We start from the raw sequence: 1,891 nt of genomic DNA, 5'->3' as shown, positions 1-1,891 counted from the left end.
AATCGAGTAGGAGGGAGTGACTAACTCCCGTCCTCTCACACCACCGTACGTACCGTCCGGTATACGGCGGTTCATCAAGCTTGACGAAGAACAGAATATCGTTGTACTAAACTTTTCAGCCCTTGTTGTTGCCAGTATGCAACTCCGAGGGCTTTGTGTATTTGAGGAGTCTTTGTGGAACGCCACGCACCCTTTCGGGTGTTTGCAATTTCTATTGCTTGGACGTGTGATAAACCCAGAGAACGAAGTTCTCGATATCGGGTTTTTATTCGCTTCCACTGAGACCACAAGCAAAGTCGGAGTCTGCGCCGTATCCATTCTTCGATGGATTGTAGAATTTTCTTTGCATCTGCAAGGGCGAAATATCCAACCCATCCCATGAGATACTGGTTTAGCTTCCGGATCCTTTCATCCATAGAGATGCTCCATACCGGATTTGTGATGAAGCGGATTTTCTCTTTCAACTTCAGAAGTGATTTTGGATGAAGCCGAATCCTTGCTTGCTTTGCGTTAGTGAAACTGAAACCGAGGAACTTACGTTTCCAAGGTCGATCCACTGCACTTTTCTGCTCATTTACTTTTAGCTTAAGTACCTTCTCCAAGTAGTTTTGGATACTCTCTTTTACCCGTTCTCCCGCCCGCTTTGTTTTCACGTAGATGTTGCTATCGTCTGCGTATCTACAAAAGCGATGCCCTCTCTTTTCCAGCTCTTTATCCAAGTCGTCAAGCAGGATGTTCGCCAATAACGGACTAAGCGGGCCACCTTGTGGTGTGCCTTCTACTGCCGAGAGGCAGACTCCATTGATCATGATGCCTGCTTGTAAGTATGCGCGAATAAGTTTCAACAAAGCTTTGTCTTTTACTTTTCGGGCAACCCGACTCATTAAAATATCGTGATTTACCCGGTCGAAGAATTTCTCTAAGTCCATATCTACGACAAAGCGATATCCTTCGGAAATATAAGATTGTGCTTGTCTCATAGCGTCATGCGCACTGCGATTCGGTCGGAATCCGAAACTGGATTCTGAAAAGTGGGGATCGAATATGGGAGTAAGAACTTGGAGAATGGCTTGTTGGATTAAGCGATCTATCACGGTAGGAATACCTAATAACCTTACCCCTCCGTCAGTTTTCGGGATTTCGACTCTGCGGACAGGGGAAGGTTTATAGGTTCCTTTCATAATCTGTTCTTTAATGGTTAACCAGTGTTCACGGATATAATCGCGCAGTTGTTCGGTTGAAACACTGTCGATTCCCGCCGATCCTTTGTTTCTCTCCACTCTTTCGAGCGCCACTAATAGATTTTCCCGTGATAGGACTTTCTCCAACAACTCCATGACGATACCCTTTCCTTCGCACGCATCCTTCTAGTCTTGTCGGTCAATACTCAGCCCTCTCTTGTACCCTCAGGGCTTCACCCTTATTCTCCAAGAGTAGTTCCTTACGGAATTCTGCTTCACAGTATGATCACGAAAGTGATTAGCGGATGTGTTGACTTAATGTTCAGCCCTTCCCCGTTCAAGCGTCCTTTACTTGGGTACTATGGCTTCTGCTGACTTCTGCATGTTCAGCGACTCCTTACGGAGACGGTTACCAACATTTGAAGGCACTTCATGCAGACCTCCCCAGGTAAGAACGATAACTTTCATCCCATGTACCTGCCCAAGTTTACTGCTGTATTCCTTGGCTGTATAGGGCTTCGTCTTGTTCAGCAGACTCGCCCGAATACAACAGCCTCAAATTGGATTCGTGTACCTCAGGTCGGGACTTTGCCGCCGGCTTCCTCCAGATTCCACCTCACGGTAGACACCCTTGCCTTGAGCTAACGGTTGGTACAGCCAACCCCCGTTCGGGACTTACACCCTAGAGTTATCGCCCATGCTGGGCGCAC

General features: G+C 47.1%; 1 protein-coding gene. It reads right to left on the bottom strand.

From position 1 onward, the window contains the following. Positions 1-74 precede the first annotated feature (74 nt). Positions 75-1,337, bottom strand: a complete 1,263-nt coding sequence (gene ltrA, locus C7R92_RS13950) for a group II intron reverse transcriptase/maturase (protein ID WP_106834678.1) — start codon at positions 1,335-1,337, stop codon at positions 75-77. Between the last annotated feature and the right edge of the window lie 554 nt (positions 1,338-1,891).

The organism is Brevibacillus porteri, from assembly GCF_003013475.1.
GTDB lineage: Bacteria > Bacillota > Bacilli > Brevibacillales > Brevibacillaceae > Brevibacillus > Brevibacillus porteri.
This window is presented reverse-complemented; position numbering and strand designations above follow the sequence as displayed.